Genomic DNA, 13,062 nt, shown 5'->3' with positions numbered 1-13,062 from the left:
GCCCGAGCCGGCGCAACCGGAGAGAGACACATGAAAAAAGCAACCGTACTGGCGGTGGCGGCAATGATCCTGGGCGGCGCCGCCGCGCCTGCCGCCCACGCGGCAGGGCCGTGGCCAAGCCAGCCGATCCGGCTGATCGTGCCCTACCCGCCCGGCGGCTCGGTGGACAACCTGGCGCGCCTGCTTGCGCCGTCGCTGGGCGAGCGCCTGGGCCAGACCATCGTGATCGAGAACAAGGCCGGCGCCAGCGGCACCATCGGCGTGGACGCCACCGTGCGCGCCACGCCCGACGGCAACACGTTCGGCTTTGGCGTGCCGGGCGCCATCACCGGACTGCCCCACGTCATGAAGGTGCCGTACGACGTGTCCAAGATCCAGTACGTGTCGCTGGTCGCGCGCATTCCGCAGGTCATCATGGTCAACCCGTCGTTGCCGGATACCACCCTGGCCGCCTTTGTCGACAGCGCCAAGAAGCACCCCGGCAAATACAACTACGGCTCGGCCGGCAATGTCACCACCCCGCACCTGGGCGGCGAACTGCTCAAGCAGCAGACCGGCATCGACATCATGCACGTGCCCTACAAAGGCGCCGCGCCCGCGGTGACCGCGCTGCTGTCCAACGAAGTGCAGATGTTCCCCGGCGATGCCTCGGCCGCGCTGGGCTTCATCAAGGCGGGCAAGCTGCGCGCGCTGGCCGTGGCCAGCCCCGAACGCTTCGAGGGCCTGCCCGACGTGCCCACCACCAAGGAGGCCGGCTTTCCCGGCATCGTCGTGGAATCGAACTACGGCGTCATCGCGCCCGCCGGCACGCCCAAGGACATCGTGGACAAGATGTCGGACGCGATCGCCAAGTCGCTGGCCGACCCGGCGCTGCGCCAGAAAATGATCGACCAGGGCGCCATCCCCGTCGCCACGTCGCCGGACGCCTATCGCGCCCTGATGGAGGCGGAGTCCAAGAAATGGGGCGAGGTCATCAAGCGCGGCAAGCTGGGTCTGCAATAACGCCATGCCCGCGCGCTTTTGCCGTACGCTTATGCCGATTCCACCGACTGCCGACCTGCGCCATCGACCATGCCATCCGCAAAAGCCACGGGCCTGAGCCTGGACCTGACCGCCGACCTTCACAAATGGCGCGCCTTCCTGGCCATCGCGGAACTGGGCAGCATCACGCGGGCGGCGCTGTATCTGGACCAGGACCAGTCGGTGCTGAGCCGCCGCATCAATGCGCTGGAACGCGAGTGCAATGCGCGGCTCTTTAACCGCACCGGGCGCGGCGTGAACCTGTCGGAAGTGGGCGAGCGCCTGTTCCCGCTGGTGCAAACGCTGCTGGGCGACGCCGAACGGCTTGAGCTGGAACTGAACGGCGAGGCCCGCGAACCTGCCGGCGAGGTCACGCTGGGCCTGTTGCCATCGACCGCGCACCCGCTCATCCGCCGGCTGTTTTCGCGGCTGCGCCAGCAGTTTCCCAAGGTGCATCTGAAGATTCTGGAAGGCTCCAGCGGCCAGATCGAGGAATGGCTGACCGACAGCCGTGTGGACATCGCCATCCTGTACCGATACGGCGACAAATGCCCGCCCGGCGAGCAAGCGCTTGCGTCCGTGGACTCTTACCTGGTCGGCGCGGCGGGCGACGCGCGCACGCAGGCCGGCGAGGTCACCTTCGATCAGCTGGACGGGCTGCCGTTCATCCTGCCCGGCGCGCCCAATGGCCTGCGCAACGCGCTGGACGGCCTGGCGCGGGCGCGCAAGATCACCATCGCGCCCCTGATCGAGGCCGACTCGCTTCCGCTCATGAAGTCCATCGTCGAACACGAGAAGATGTACACCGTGCTGCCGCTGCACGCCGTCTGGCAGGAAGTGCAGGAGGGACGCCTGAGCATCGCCGCGCTGCGCGATCCCACGATGAGCCGCATCATCTCGATGGCGTTCTCGCGATCGAAGGGACCCGGACGCACGGTCACGGAAGTTGCCACTCAGATTGAGGCGCTGGTGCGCGAGATCGGCGGCGAAGGCGTCTGGCACGCCAGCCCGTAAGCGGCGTCCACCACCGGGTTCAGGGTGCGGGTTCAGCGCGGGGGCTCAGCGAGCCCCCGCTTGTATTCATGCAAAGCCGTACAGACGCTCGGGGTTGTCCACCCAGACCTGCTTACGCAGCGCGTCGTTGCCCAGCCAATCGTGCGCCAGGTCCACCAGCGCGTCGGCCGACGGCGCCGCCGCCCCCATGCGCACGAAGGGCCAATCCGATCCCCAGAGCACCTGATCCGGATTGGCGGTAGTGAAGGCATCGTGGATGCCGCGCGCGTTTTCATAATCGGGCGCGGCCCCCACCCGGCACACCGTCAGCTTCATCCAGATCCTGCCGTCGGCCAGCAGCCCGCGCAGCAGCTGGAACACCGGATCGGCCTCGCCGCGCGCCGGGACCAGGCTGCCCAGGTGGTCGATGACCAGCGGCAAGTCCAGCTTTGCCAGCTCGGGCAGATGGCGCAAATAGGTATCGCACGGCGCCCACAGCTGCGCGTGCAGGCCGAACTGCTTCATGCGGGGCGCAAGCGCCGCGACCTGATCGAATCCCACGCTGCCGGGAAACAGGTTTCCCGCGGGGTCGCGCGCCTCGACGAAGCGCAGGCCGCGCACGCCACCGTCACGCAAGGCTTGCAGCTGTGCATCCGTGACGGACGGGTCTGCCACCGCGATCCCGCGCAGGCGGCCTGCGCCTTCGCGCAGCGCGTCCAGCAAGGCATCCGGGTTCGTGCCATAGGGCGCCGGCTGCACCAGCACCCCGCGCGATGCGCCCAGCGTGTCCAGCATGCGCAGATAGCGCGACGCCGGCGCGTCCGGCGCGGCGTAGGACGAGGGATGTTGCAGGGGAAAACGGTCGTAGGGACCAAAGACATGGCAATGCGTGTCGCACGCGCCCGCCGGCAGGGCGTGGCGCGGCGTCACCGGCATGCGGGGCGTTTCCACGCTGTCCGGCACATAGGCGCGGGCCTGCCCGCCTGCGGCGGGATTTGCGGCGGCGCTCATGGCTGGCTCCCGGTCAGGGGCGCAAGCCGGCTCAGCACCGGCGCGCCCGCCTGGCGCGGCGTATCCAGCGGCGGCGGCGCGTCGTCGGGCATCGGGATCTCGTGCGCGTTCAGCGTCATGGACACCATCGTGTAGTAGCCGATCACGGCGGTCAGTTCCACCACGCCCACGGCGTCCCACCGCGCGACGGCCTGGGCATACAGGTCGGGGTCGACCTGGCCAGTCTCCTGGATCTGCCGCGCAAACTCGTAGACCACCGCGTCGTCGGGATTGTCGAACACGGGCGTTTCGCGGGCCTGGATCGCGTCCAGCACGGCGTCCGAGATACCGGCGGCGCGCGCCGCCTGCGCATGGATGTGCCATTCGATCTGGCTGTTCCAACGGCGCGCCGTCACCACAATGGCCAGTTCGCTGACGCGCGGCGCCAGGCTGGTGCCAAAGCGCAGCAACGCGCCCAGCGCCTGCCAGCGCTCGGCCAATTCCGGGCTGTGCAGCGCGGCGCGCAAGGGGCCGACAAGGCGTCCGCGCGGACCGGAGACGATCTTCTCGTACACGCGCTTCTGGTCGTCGGTCATGGTGTCTGGCGTGGGCAGCGGGATACGGCTCATCTTCGTCCTCTCGTTACGGGGTTTCGTCGGGCTGCGTGCGCATCACGGACGGGCGCGCGGCAAACCGCGCGTGCCAGGCCGCCAGCGCCGGGTGGCCGTCGCGCCAGGCGATGTCCGGGAAACGATAGTCCATGTATGACAGCGCGCAGCCGATGGCGATCAGGCCCAGGTCGAAGCGGCTTGCCTGCAGCGCGAGCGCCTCGGCCTCCAGCGCGGCCAGCACCGCACGCGTCTTCAGCGCAAAGGCGTCCAGCCACGCGGGCGTCTGACGCGCCTCGGGCTTGTTGCGTTCCTGGCGGAACAGCAGCAGCGCGTCCAGAAAGCCGTCGCCCAGCGCCTGGCGCCGTTCGGCGGTCAGGCGCGCCTGCGGGTCGGCCGGCAACAGGCCGCAGCCCGTCAGCGCGTCCAGGTAGGCGCAGATCACGCGCGAGTCGTACAGCGGCTGGCCATCGTCCAGCACAAGCGTCGGCAACTTGATGAGCGGATTGTCGGGCACCAGGTCCAGGTTGGGCTTATCCATCGCGACCGGCGTGCGCACGAGCGTCACGCGGTCCTCGATGCCGGCCTCGTGAATGACGATCATCACCTTGCGCACGAAGGGCGATCGCGGCGACCAATGCAGTTTCATCGACAGGCTCCAAAAGGGTTCAAGGTCTTCTCGCGCATTCAATGCCCCTGCGCGGGCCGCACGGCGGGATCGTTGGCCGCGTCGGGCGTGCGCATCTGAAAGAGATCGCTGGTGTGCGCGTACCAGCCCGCGCCGTGCATGCGGCCCAGAAGGCGCAGCGCGGGCGTGTCCACGTAAAACTTTTCGGCGTTGAGCAAGGCGTCGTCGCGCAGGTACAGCGCCACCACGCGCGCCAGCACGATCACGCGCTGGGGCGCGGCATCCAGCACCTGCCAGACCTCGCACTCCAGCGCCGCGGGACTTTGCGCGATGCGCGGCGGCGCCACCATCAGGGACGGCTCGGTGGACAGGCCGGCGCGCACCAATTCATCGATGCCGGCGTCGTAGTCCAGGCTGGTGTGGTTCATCTGCTCGGCCAGCTCCGCCGACACCAGGTTGATCACGAACTGCCCCGTCTGCAGTATGTTGCGCGAGGTGTCCTTCAACTGGCCGCCGCGCGGGCCGATGCCCAGCGCGACGATGGGCGGATCGCTGCTGACCACGTTAAAGAACGAGAACGGCGCGGCGTTGCGCGCGCCTTGCGGCGACTGGCTGACCACCCAGGCGATGGGCCGCGGCACGACCACGCTGGAAAGCAGCTTGAAGGCGTCGGCCGAGGCCAGTTTGCTGAAATCGAAGTTCATGGCGCGGGAGGGTTCATCGTCATTTGGCCAGCAGCCCCAGCGTGCCGAGCAGCCGCTGCATGTCTGCGCGGTCCTTGCGGACATAAGCGCCGGCGTCCTGGGGCGACAACGCCATCAACGATATCGCCTGATCCTGCATCACGCGCCGGTAGTCGGGATCGTCGTTCACGCGCCGGACGGTATCGCTCAGCGTCTGCACGATGTCCGCGGGAGTGCCCGCGGGCGCAGCCAGGCTGTACCAAGTGGCGGCCTGCGCGCCCGGCACCCCGGCCTCGTCCAGCGTCGGCACATCGGGCAGCAGCGGCGAGCGCTCGCTGGCCGCGTACGCCAGCGGCACCAGCCGGCCCTGGCGGATGAACGGCAGGCTGGCCGACAGGTTCAGCATGGCCAGGTCGATCTGTCCGCCGACGGCGTCATTGATCGCCGGCGACGCGCCCGCGTAGGGGATGTGATTGAGCTGCACGTGCGCGGCCTGCTGGAACAGTTCGGCGCCCAGGTGCGTGGCGCCGCCCACGCCCGCCGACCCATAACTCAGCTTGCCGGGTTCGGCCTTGGCGCGGGCGATTAGCGCCTGCACCGTCTTGATGCCGCGTGACGGGTTGACGACCAGCATGATGGGCTGCACCGCCACCACCGAACAGAATTCGAAGGCCTGGATGCCGTCGTACGTGGTCTTCTGCATCAGAGGCGTCACGACGTGGCCGGCCGACGTGCCGAGCAGCAGCGTGTAGCCGTCAGGCTTGGCGCGGGCCACGAAGCCCGTGCCGATGGACGCGCCCCCGCCCGGCTTGTTCTCGACCACGACGGGCTGGCCCAGCCGCTTTTCCAGGGCGCGCGCCAGGCTGCGCGCCACCACGTCGGCCGGACCGCCGGCGGCGTAAGGATTGATGAGCGTGATGGGGTGGTCGGGATATGCCGCCGCGGCCGGCGCGGACAGCGAGACGGCGGACAGCGCGGCCGCCGCCGTCAGCAGGATTCGAAGCATCGAGGGCATGGAAGGTCCTTTCGTGAAAGCGGCGATGGCGAGACGGGCTGGCGCTCAGTCGGCGCGTGCGCCGGAGGCCTCGATGATCCGCGCCCATTTCTGCGTATCGGCGCGGATGCGTTCGGCAAACGCCTCGGGCGTGCTGTAGGTTGTCTGGATGCCGTATCCGGCCATGCGCTCGACCATCTGCGGCGCCAGCATCACGCTTTTGATGTCCGCATTCAGCCGGTCGATGATCGGGCGCGGCGTGCCCGCGGGCGCCAGCACGCCTGACCACAAGCTGACTTCGAAGGATTCGAAGCCCGGCGACTCCGAGATGGCCGGCACGTCGGGCAACGCCGCCAGACGCTGGCGGCTGGTCACGCCCAACGCCTTGACCTTGCCCTGCTTGACCTGTTCGACAAAGTTGGACGAGGTGTCGATCATCATCGAGATGCGACCGGCCATGAAGTCGTTGATCGCCCCAGACGTGCCCTTGTACGGGATGTGGCGGATATCCACGCCGGCCGTGGACTTGAACATCTCGCCCGACAGATGGCTGGTGGTGCCGCTGCCCGAGGAACTGAAGGTCAGCTCGCCCGGCTTCTTGCGGGCCAGTTCCGCAAGCTCCGCGACCGAGTTCACCTGCAGCGCCGGATTCACCACCAGCAAGTTCGCGGTCAGGTTGGTCATCGCGATCGGCGCAAAGCTCTTCTGCGGGTCGTAGCGCAGCTTGGCGTACAGCGTGGGGTTGATCGTCAGCACCCCCATGGTCGAGTACAGCAAGGTGTAGCCATCCGGCGCGGCGTTGGCCACCGCCTCGGCGCCAATCGCACCGCCGGCGCCGCCCCGGTTCTCCACCACGACGGATTGGCCCAGTTTCTCGCCCAGCCCCTGCGCCAGGGCGCGGGCCATCAGGTCGGTGGCCCCGCCCGCCGGGAACGGAACGACCAGCCGCACGGGCCGGTCGGGATAGGTGGACGCGGCCCCCGCCGCGGAAATCAGCCCCATGCCAAGGCAAAGCCCGGCCGCGGTCAGCGCACTTGCGATTTTCATGCTGTCTCCAAACTTCGTTCTTGTGTTTGCAGCATGGTAGGCGCGGGACCGGGCTGGGGCTATGCGCGGGATCGCATATCTGGTTTGCGCGGGGTCTGGCCCCGGCTCAGCCGGGTTGGGCCAGCAGCCGCTGGATCTCGGCCTCGGTTTCCTTGTACCGGCCCTCGCCGAAGTGGGTGTAGACCACCTTGCCCTGCTTGTCGATCAGGTAGGCCGCGGGCCAGTACTGGTTGCGGTAGGCGGTCCAGGTGGCGTAGCGGTTGTCCTGCGCCACCGGATAGGTGATGCCGAAGCGTTGCAGCGCCTTTTCGACATTGGGCGTGGACCGCTCGAACGGAAACTCCGGCGTGTGCACCCCCACGACGACCAGCCCCTGGTCCTTGTACTTCTGATGCCAGCTCGTCACGTAGGGCAGCGTGCGGATGCAGTTGATGCAGGTGTACGTCCAGAAATCCACCAGCACGACCTTGCCGCGCAGCGATTCCATGGTCAGCGGCTCGCTGTTGAGCCATTTTTCGATTCCCGTGAATTCCGGGGCCTGCGCCGGCGCAGCCTGCGCGGCGCCCTGCATGAGGCAGGCGCCGATCAGCGCGCCCAGGGCTATCTTCTTGAACATGGCAAACATGGCGAACTCCTTGAAGGTCAGGCGAAAAGGTTGGTGATCCAGGCGTAGGCCAGGACGTCGTACTGGAAGTAGATGGCGATGGCGGTCAGGACCAGCAGCACGCCGAAGCCTTGCTGCAACCGGTGCGTGTAGCGCGACAGGCCACGCACGCGAGTGGCGATGGCCTGCCCGCCGTAGGCGATCACCAGCATGGGCACGCCCGCGCCGATGGCGAACACCAGCAGCAACGTGCTGGACTGCACCAGGTCCTGCGCCTTGGCCGCCAGCACCAGAATGGAAGCCAGCACGGGGCCTGCGCACGGCGTCCATACGGCGCCCAGGGACAGGCCCAGCACGAAGCCGCCTGCATTGCCGCTGCCCGTGCCGCCCACCGCGGACAGGCGCTGCAGCGGGCCGCCGATGCGGGCGATCAGGCGGTCGTAAGGGCCGGGCCAGATCCGCGCCAGGCCGAACAGCGCCAACAGGACGATCGAGGTCGAGCGCACGGCCTCGTGCACGTGTTCATTCAGGTTGGAAATCAGGCTGAGCGCGATGCCCAGGCCCGCAAAGGCCAGTACGAAGCCGGACACGACAAACAAGGGACGCAGGCGGCCGGACCGTTCCAGCGAGGTGCCCAGCAGCACGGGCAACAGAGGCAGCACGCAGGGCGACGCAATGGTCAGCATGCCGGCAAGCAACGCGATGGGAGTATTGATGAGGTCCATGGGGTCGTCCTTGGGAAAGTGACCCCATTGCACCCGCCGCACGTATCCGGCTTGTGCCGGATCGGCGGATTTTTTCAAGCGCGTGTATCCGCCGCCCGGGCGTATACAGTACGACACACTCCGCGAGCGGCCCGGCGCTATAACCCGTTCACACCCCGCACCGGAGCCCCTCATGAAGCGCCTGCTTGCCGTCCTGCTGCTGCTCTTTGGCGGCTTTACCGCCGAGGCCGCCAAGCCCTTCCAATGCCAGCTCATTTCCAACAGCCGTCCGCGCCGCGATCCCCTGCCCCCGGGCGACCGCTAGGCCGATAGAATTCCTGAACCCCGCCGGCGCGCAGCGCGCGCCGCCCTCACCCACCAAGAAGGCATCCGCAAATGGACCACATAGACCACGTCATGATCGTGGACGACGATCGGGAGATTCGCGAACTGGCGGGCGGCTTTCTGCGCAAGAACGGCCTGACGGTCACGCTGGCGGCCGACGGGCGGCAGATGCGGTCGCTGCTGGACAGCCTGACGGTCGACCTGATCGTGCTGGACATCATGATGCCCGGCGACGACGGCCTGGTGCTGTGCCGCGAACTGCGCAGCGGCAAGCATCGCCGCATTCCGATCCTGATGCTGACGGCGCGCAGCGACGACATGGACCGCGTGCTGGGTCTGGAGATGGGCGCGGACGACTACCTGGTCAAGCCCTTCGTGGCGCGCGAGCTTCTGGCGCGCATCAAGGCCATCCTGCGCCGCACCCGGATGCTGCCGCCCAACTTCCAGGTGACCGAGCCGGGCCGCGAGATCGCCTTCGGCGACTGGCGGCTGGACACCACGGCGCGCCATCTGCTGGACGCCGACGGCACCATCGTGGCGCTCAGCGGCGCGGAATACCGGCTGCTGCGCGTCTTCCTGGACCATCCCCAGCGCGTGCTGAACCGCGACCAGCTGCTTAACCTGACGCAGGGCCGCGACGCCGACTTCTTCGGGCGCTCGATCGATCTCCTGGTCAGCCGCCTGCGCCAGCGCCTGCGCGAAGACGCCCGCGAACCCCGGTACATCAAGACCGTGCGCAGCGAAGGCTATGTGTTTTCCGCCGCGGTCGACGTCTCGGAAGGCGAGCCATGACCGGCACGTCCGCGCGCCGGCACGCCTGGCCCCGCACGCTTGTCGTGCGGCTGTTCCTGATCTTTGTCGCCGGACTGGTCCTGGCCTACGGGCTGTCGTTCGCCTCGCTGTTCTACGAGCGCTACAGCGCCACCCGCAACATGATGCTGGGCGACCTGGAGCGCGACGTCGCCATCGCCATGGACATCCTGGACCGCCTGCCCGCCGCCGAGCGCCGGGCGTGGCTGCCGCGCCTGTCCAGCAACAACCGTCAGTACCTGCTGGGCGACGGCAAGGCCGACCAGCCGCTCTCCCTGGATGCCGCGCGCACCGCCGCGCAGTCGATCGAGGCCGCGCTCGGCCCCGCGCGCCCCGTCACCGTCCGCGCGATGGCGGACGACCCCCGCCACATCCAGGCGCGCGTCGTGCTGACCGACGGACAGCCCGCCATCCTGGACATCGAGCTGTCGCGGATGCAACCGGCGCCGTGGCTCTTCGGCGTGCTTGCCGTGCAACTGCTGCTGCTGGCCGGCTGCGCCTGGCTGGCGGTGCGTCTGGCCGTGCGGCCGCTGACGCGCCTGGCGCGCGCCGCCGAGGAACTGGACCCCGACCAGAAAAGCCCGCTGCTCGACGAGGCCGGCCCCGCCGAGGTTGCCCACGCCGCCGTCGCCTTCAACGCCATGCAGGACCGCATCGCGGCGCATCTGGCCGAACGCATGCAGATGCTGGGCGCCATCTCGCACGACCTGCAGACGCCCATCACCCGCATGAAACTGCGCACCGAATTCATGGACCCGTCCGCCGACCGCGACAAGCTGGCGCAGGACCTGAACGAAGTCGAGCGGCTGGTACGCGAAGGCATCGACTACGCCCGCAGCGCGCACGGCAAGGCCGAGCAGCCTGCCCGCATCGATCTGAACGCTTTTTTGGATAGCCTCGTCTGGGATTACCAGGACACGGGCAAGGCCGTGACGCTTCTGAGCGACTCCGTCCCGCCCTTGATGACGCGCCCGCATGCGCTGCGGCGCATCCTGGGCAATCTCATCGACAACGCGCTCAAGTTCGCGGGCGCGGCCGAGGTGCGGGTGGCCGCGCGGGACGACGCCACCCTGTCCATCCTTGTCTTGGATCGCGGCCCGGGCATCCCGGCGGCGGAGCTGGACGCCGTGCTGCAACCCTTTTACCGCCTGGAAGGCTCCCGCAACCGGGACACGGGCGGCACCGGGCTGGGGCTGGCCATCGCGCACCAGTTGGCGCAGGCGCTTGGCGGCACGCTGATCCTGTCGAACCGCGATGGCGGCGGCCTGTCGGCCGAAGTGCGCATCGCGCCGCTGCCTTCCAAGGATTGACGGTCAGGCGTCGCGCAGCGCGCCCGATTGCAGCAACGGCTTCAGGATGCCGGCGGTGTACAGCCGCGCCAGATTCACCAGAAAGTCCGTGAAATCCGTCTTCGCCGTGTGATCGGCGCTGTCGGAAATCACGCGCATCACGGCAAACGGCACGCCGAACTCGTGGCACACCTGCGCCATCGCCGCGCCTTCCATCTCCAGACACAGGGCATCGGGCAGACGCTCGCGCAGCGTGTGCGCCAGGTCGTTGTCGTTCACGAAAATGTCGCCCGTCGCAATCAGGCCATGATGGACGCGCGGCGTGGCGCTTGCGGCCGGCAGGCCGCCCTTTCCCGCAAAGTCGCGGGCGCTGTCCAGCAGCAGCGCGCTCAGCGCGGCATCCGTATCGAAGCGTTCGCGTCCCAACAGCGGGATTTCATGGCGGCCGAACAAGGGACGTGCGTCCATGTCGTGCTGCATCAAAGCGTCGGCCACGACCACGTCGCCCACGCGCACCTGCGGATGCAGGCCGCCCGCCAGGCCCGTGAAGAGCACGCGCGTCACGCCAAATTCCTGGATGACGATGGACGCCGTCGCCGCCGCGGCCACCTTGCCGATGCGGCTGAGCGCGATGACGCACGGCGTGCCCCACAGCGTGCCCACCTGAAAATCGCGCATGGCGATGCGGCGCGTTTGCGCGCCGGGGTCCATGGCCGCCAGCAGGTCGGCGATCTCTTCGTGCAGCGCGCCCAGAATGGCGAGACGTCCCATGTGTGGTGTTTCCGTGATCGTTGCGTTGCGCGGCCCGTGCCGCCAGCGCGCAACATACTCCAATGGCGCCTTGCCCGCCAATGACGGGGCTTTGCAGTTCCAGATCGTCCGACCCGGTTCCAAGCGCCCCGAAAAGCGGCCTGCGGGCCGCTTTTCGCGCTGATCGGATACCAACCTCGCCTATCTTGGATTGCTACTGATTCGGTAGTGACGGCGTACTCCAGCAATCGGCGGATCGGCTGTTTTCCCGTGCAATTCAGGATGCCCCCCGCATCGGGCTAGGCAAAAAGGTGGTGTACGGACATGCAGCAGGGAAACCCCGCGCCCTGCTGCGATCGCCGCGCATGCTAGCTTGCCTCACGCAGGCGTTGTCCCGGCCAGCGGCATAGGTATCGCAAGCCTTTATCTGTGTGTGGGGAGACGATCATGGTCAAGAAGAACCTCGCCGTTTTCTTCGACGGCACGTGGAACGAACCCAACGACCGCACCAACGTCTACGAGCTCTACAAGGCCGCGCCCGAGACCAGCACGCAGGAAACGCTCTACATCGAGGGCGTGGGCACGCAGGGCCAGGGCCTGTGGGCAGCCATCGACAAATTCATGGGCGGCGCGTTCGGTGCAGGCCTGTCGGCCAACATCCGGCAAGGCTACCGCTGGCTCTGCCAGCGTCAACAGCCCGGCGACCGCATCTTCCTTTTCGGCTTCAGCCGCGGCGCCTACTCCGCGCGCAGCCTCGCGGGCATGGTGCGCAAATGCGGCCTGCTCAACGAAGCCACCGAGGCCAACGTGTCCGAGGCCTACGCGCTGTACCGCGACGACTGCACCCCGTCATCCCTGGAAGCCGCCGCCTTCCGCGACCGCTTCTCGCGCGACACCGACCTGCACTTCGTCGGCGTCTGGGACACCGTGGGCAGCCTGGGCATCCCCGTGGGCGGCATCTCGTTTCCCGGCTTTTCCAGCTTCTACAACTTTCACGACACGGAACTCAGCAACCACGTCCTGAACGCGTACCACGCCATCGCCACCAACGAATACCGCGAGCCGTACTTCCCCACGCTCTGGACCCGCCGCGCGGGCTCGCCGCCACGACCCGCAAACCTGCCCGTCGAGCAACGTTGGTTCATCGGCGCGCATTCCGACGTGGGTGGCGGATATCAGGATGGAAGCCTTCAGACGCTACCGGCGTCGTGGCTACAGGAAAAAGCGCGGCAGGCGGGGTTGGAGGCGGGCACGGTGCAGCGGATCTCGACGGACTACGAACAGTGCGAACCGCATGATTCGTATAAGGAATTCACGGAGAAGGTGCCGATTCCGGTGAAACGTCGGCCACGGGTGTGGGATAAGGAAACGGTCCTGAATCTGACGATCGATGATCGGCTGGTCCGGCGGTTCGAGCGCAATCAGGCGTTTCTGAAGGAGTATCCGGATTTCCGGGATGCGTTGGGGAAGTTGGAGGTGGGGAGGTAGGTTTGCATGCACGCTGCTGTACGCTGCCACCCGAAAACAAATATCCGAACGCTTCCTCATATTGACGCCCGGGCCTGAGGACAGCGCGGCGCACACCCACCTCCAACGC

General features: G+C 67.8%; 15 protein-coding genes. 6 read left to right on the top strand and 9 right to left on the bottom strand.

The genetic code is table 11. The features are described 5' to 3' along the window. Nucleotides 1-30 precede the first annotated feature (30 nt). The gene (locus tag FBY20_RS14835; RefSeq protein WP_142053094.1) at nt 31-1,002 is read left to right on the top strand and encodes a tripartite tricarboxylate transporter substrate binding protein; all 972 of its coding nucleotides are present in this window, start codon (nt 31-33) and stop codon (nt 1,000-1,002) included. 69 nt (nt 1,003-1,071) lie between these two features. Next, nucleotides 1,072-2,034: a LysR family transcriptional regulator gene (locus FBY20_RS14830; RefSeq protein WP_056325137.1), complete on the top strand. Its 963-nt coding sequence runs from the start codon at nt 1,072-1,074 to the stop codon at nt 2,032-2,034. 66 nt (nt 2,035-2,100) lie between these two features. On the opposite strand, the gene FBY20_RS14825 is transcribed toward FBY20_RS14830, so the two are convergent. The 8 genes from FBY20_RS14825 to FBY20_RS14790 form a co-directional block, all read right to left on the bottom strand. Next, nucleotides 2,101-3,024, bottom strand: coding sequence for an amidohydrolase (locus FBY20_RS14825; RefSeq protein ID WP_142053092.1), 924 nt, complete (start codon nt 3,022-3,024; stop codon nt 2,101-2,103). Then, nucleotides 3,021-3,632 (bottom strand): carboxymuconolactone decarboxylase family protein, encoded by a 612-nt coding sequence (locus tag FBY20_RS14820; RefSeq protein WP_142053090.1) that lies wholly within the window; start codon nt 3,630-3,632, stop codon nt 3,021-3,023. The genes FBY20_RS14825 and FBY20_RS14820 overlap by 4 nt, the downstream gene beginning before the upstream one ends. Nucleotides 3,633-3,645: 13 nt before the next feature. After that, complete coding sequence (locus FBY20_RS14815) at nt 3,646-4,260, bottom strand: glutathione S-transferase family protein (protein WP_142053088.1); 615 nt, start codon at nt 4,258-4,260, stop codon at nt 3,646-3,648. 38 nt (nt 4,261-4,298) lie between these two features. After that, complete coding sequence (locus FBY20_RS14810) at nt 4,299-4,943, bottom strand: flavin reductase family protein (RefSeq protein ID WP_142053086.1); 645 nt, start codon at nt 4,941-4,943, stop codon at nt 4,299-4,301. 19 nt (nt 4,944-4,962) lie between these two features. After that, nucleotides 4,963-5,928 (bottom strand): tripartite tricarboxylate transporter substrate binding protein, encoded by a 966-nt coding sequence (locus tag FBY20_RS14805; RefSeq protein WP_142055961.1) that lies wholly within the window; start codon nt 5,926-5,928, stop codon nt 4,963-4,965. Between the two features lie 54 nt (nt 5,929-5,982). Further along, nucleotides 5,983-6,963, bottom strand: coding sequence for a tripartite tricarboxylate transporter substrate binding protein (locus FBY20_RS14800; protein ID WP_056325121.1), 981 nt, complete (start codon nt 6,961-6,963; stop codon nt 5,983-5,985). Between the two features lie 106 nt (nt 6,964-7,069). Continuing rightward, nucleotides 7,070-7,588 (bottom strand): thioredoxin family protein, encoded by a 519-nt coding sequence (locus FBY20_RS14795; protein WP_142053084.1) that lies wholly within the window; start codon nt 7,586-7,588, stop codon nt 7,070-7,072. Between the two features lie 17 nt (nt 7,589-7,605). Further along, on the bottom strand, nt 7,606-8,292 hold the full coding sequence (locus tag FBY20_RS14790) for a cytochrome c biogenesis CcdA family protein (protein ID WP_142055959.1): 687 nt from the start codon (nt 8,290-8,292) through the stop codon (nt 7,606-7,608). A gap of 172 nt (nt 8,293-8,464) precedes the next feature. Here FBY20_RS14790 and FBY20_RS27980 point away from each other — a divergent pair, with 172 nt between their 5' ends. The 3 genes from FBY20_RS27980 (at nt 8,465) to FBY20_RS14780 (ending at nt 10,736) form a co-directional block, all read left to right on the top strand. Then, entirely contained in the window at nt 8,465-8,596 is a 132-nt protein-coding gene (locus tag FBY20_RS27980; protein WP_255357275.1) for a hypothetical protein, read from the top strand. Between the two features lie 71 nt (nt 8,597-8,667). Next, the gene (locus tag FBY20_RS14785; protein WP_142053081.1) at nt 8,668-9,408 is read left to right on the top strand and encodes a response regulator; all 741 of its coding nucleotides are present in this window, start codon (nt 8,668-8,670) and stop codon (nt 9,406-9,408) included. Further along, a complete protein-coding gene (locus tag FBY20_RS14780) occupies nt 9,405-10,736 on the top strand; it encodes a HAMP domain-containing sensor histidine kinase (RefSeq protein WP_142053079.1) in 1,332 nt (443 codons plus the stop codon). Before FBY20_RS14785 ends, FBY20_RS14780 begins: the two co-directional genes overlap by 4 nt. Nucleotides 10,737-10,739: 3 nt before the next feature. Here the strand turns inward: FBY20_RS14780 and FBY20_RS14775 are convergent, their stop codons facing one another. Beyond that, nucleotides 10,740-11,486, bottom strand: a complete 747-nt coding sequence (locus FBY20_RS14775) for a 5'-methylthioadenosine/adenosylhomocysteine nucleosidase (protein ID WP_063956815.1) — start codon at nt 11,484-11,486, stop codon at nt 10,740-10,742. Between the two features lie 426 nt (nt 11,487-11,912). Between FBY20_RS14775 and FBY20_RS14770 the strand changes: the two genes are divergently transcribed. After that, nucleotides 11,913-12,953 (top strand): DUF2235 domain-containing protein, encoded by a 1,041-nt coding sequence (locus tag FBY20_RS14770; RefSeq protein WP_108005952.1) that lies wholly within the window; start codon nt 11,913-11,915, stop codon nt 12,951-12,953. The last annotated feature ends 109 nt before the right edge of the window (nt 12,954-13,062 follow it).

The organism is Achromobacter sp. SLBN-14 (genome assembly GCF_006715415.1).
GTDB classification, from domain to species: Bacteria; Pseudomonadota; Gammaproteobacteria; order Burkholderiales; family Burkholderiaceae_B; genus Achromobacter; species Achromobacter mucicolens.
This window is presented reverse-complemented; position numbering and strand designations above follow the sequence as displayed.

Coding starts and splice junctions, on each gene's coding strand:
- FBY20_RS14835 (WP_142053094.1), top strand. CDS start 31: ATGAAAAAAGCAACCGTACTGGCGGTGGCGGCAATGATCCTGGGCGGC.
- FBY20_RS14830 (WP_056325137.1), top strand. CDS start 1,072: ATGCCATCCGCAAAAGCCACGGGCCTGAGCCTGGACCTGACCGCCGAC.
- FBY20_RS14825 (WP_142053092.1), bottom strand. CDS start 3,024: ATGAGCGCCGCCGCAAATCCCGCCGCAGGCGGGCAGGCCCGCGCCTAT.
- FBY20_RS14820 (WP_142053090.1), bottom strand. CDS start 3,632: ATGAGCCGTATCCCGCTGCCCACGCCAGACACCATGACCGACGACCAG.
- FBY20_RS14815 (WP_142053088.1), bottom strand. CDS start 4,260: ATGAAACTGCATTGGTCGCCGCGATCGCCCTTCGTGCGCAAGGTGATG.
- FBY20_RS14810 (WP_142053086.1), bottom strand. CDS start 4,943: ATGAACTTCGATTTCAGCAAACTGGCCTCGGCCGACGCCTTCAAGCTG.
- FBY20_RS14805 (WP_142055961.1), bottom strand. CDS start 5,928: ATGCTTCGAATCCTGCTGACGGCGGCGGCCGCGCTGTCCGCCGTCTCG.
- FBY20_RS14800 (WP_056325121.1), bottom strand. CDS start 6,963: ATGAAAATCGCAAGTGCGCTGACCGCGGCCGGGCTTTGCCTTGGCATG.
- FBY20_RS14795 (WP_142053084.1), bottom strand. CDS start 7,588: ATGTTTGCCATGTTCAAGAAGATAGCCCTGGGCGCGCTGATCGGCGCC.
- FBY20_RS14790 (WP_142055959.1), bottom strand. CDS start 8,292: ATGGACCTCATCAATACTCCCATCGCGTTGCTTGCCGGCATGCTGACC.
- FBY20_RS27980 (WP_255357275.1), top strand. CDS start 8,465: ATGAAGCGCCTGCTTGCCGTCCTGCTGCTGCTCTTTGGCGGCTTTACC.
- FBY20_RS14785 (WP_142053081.1), top strand. CDS start 8,668: ATGGACCACATAGACCACGTCATGATCGTGGACGACGATCGGGAGATT.
- FBY20_RS14780 (WP_142053079.1), top strand. CDS start 9,405: ATGACCGGCACGTCCGCGCGCCGGCACGCCTGGCCCCGCACGCTTGTC.
- FBY20_RS14775 (WP_063956815.1), bottom strand. CDS start 11,486: ATGGGACGTCTCGCCATTCTGGGCGCGCTGCACGAAGAGATCGCCGAC.
- FBY20_RS14770 (WP_108005952.1), top strand. CDS start 11,913: ATGGTCAAGAAGAACCTCGCCGTTTTCTTCGACGGCACGTGGAACGAA.